This window comes from Brachyspira innocens ATCC 29796 (genome assembly GCF_000384655.1).
In the GTDB taxonomy this organism is placed as follows: domain Bacteria; phylum Spirochaetota; class Brachyspiria; order Brachyspirales; family Brachyspiraceae; genus Brachyspira; species Brachyspira innocens.
Genome location: NZ_ARQI01000009.1, coordinates 1 through 1,271, shown reverse-complemented (window position 1 = coordinate 1,271; position 1,271 = coordinate 1). Strand labels below are relative to the sequence as shown.

The 1,271-nt window shown below is 31.2% G+C and carries 2 protein-coding genes; both read left to right on the top strand.

Annotated features, from left to right (window positions below; genetic code table 11):
• On the top strand, nt 1-309 hold a 309-nt coding region (locus F811_RS16580; RefSeq protein ID WP_020003290.1), incomplete at its 5' end, for a hypothetical protein.
• Nucleotides 310-343: 34 nt separating this feature from the next.
• Nucleotides 344-1,271: hypothetical protein (locus tag F811_RS0100060; protein WP_020003289.1), on the top strand; the 928-nt coding region annotated here is incomplete at its 3' end.

Genomic DNA, 1,271 nt, shown 5'->3' with positions numbered 1-1,271 from the left:
GTTTATTTGGATTTTGTTGAGGACAGCAATGTAGATAATGATAAAAGCTATATAGTTTATTCTCTTCAAAGTTCAAATCCTAAATATGAGTTTGAATATTCAAGAGATATTTATCAAGTTAGTGTTTATTCTACAAGTTTAGAACATGCATTAACTCTTCAGAAAAAAATAGGTAAGTATTTTAATAGTTTGAAAAAAAAGATAGATAATATTGAGATATGCGGCTGTGATATAAGCAATGAAAGCCATTCTCGTATAGACAATGCATATCAGACAATGACAATAATAGAAATATTATATAAATATTAATATAAAGCTAGCATAATAACAATAAGGAGATATTATGAGTCAAATAAGTGTGCAAGAAAAAAAAACAATAAGATACGGAAGTGCCAAAGTTTTGATAGGAGATAGATTTGATAAACTTATAAATATAGGAGCAGGACGCAATATTGCTGTAAAAGAAACTATAACTACATCAGATATAGAAAGCGACAATGCAGGAACTATAGCTACTTTAGTGACAGAACATAAAATGGAATTAACTCTTGACAGTTTAGAAATTAATTTCAAAAACTATGCTGAGGCAAGAGGCGGTATAGATAATATAGACAGCTATGATGGTAAAACAGAAGTTACAAAACAGTATATAGTAGAATCAGATACATATAAAAGAGGTGAAGAAATAAAAGTTCCATTTAGAAATGCAGACGGAAGCGAAGTAACAATAACTAAAGTAGAAAAGAAAAACTCTATGGGAAATATTCTCATAGAAGAATCAAGCTACGAAAAAATAGGAACTAATGGAATAAAAATTACAGATAGTAAAATATCTCCTAGCACAGATACTTTAATTATTACATATACTAGAACTATGCCTAAAATGGTACGCATGGCAACAGGAGGAAAAAGTTCTACAATCAAACCTAAATGCATAATGATAGTTAATACTAATGCTGAGAGTAAAGAATTAAGAATATATTTACCGCAGGCTTCAATAGCAGGCGGCTTAGAGTTTAGCTTCCCTTCTGATAAAGCACAGGATGTGTTGGTAGGGAAATTAAGTTTCTCAGCGACTTTAGCAGGCAGTCAGCAAAGCGGAGAGCAGCTTGCATGGTATGAAGATGAACAGTCTGTAGGTAAAGATGAAGAAGAAATAAAAGATACAGAAGAGGAAACATCAGATACCGAAAGTGAACCTAATGTTCCATTAACTTTAGAAAGTGATAAACCAAATGTAGATATAAGAGCAGATGGAAATGATACTGTAG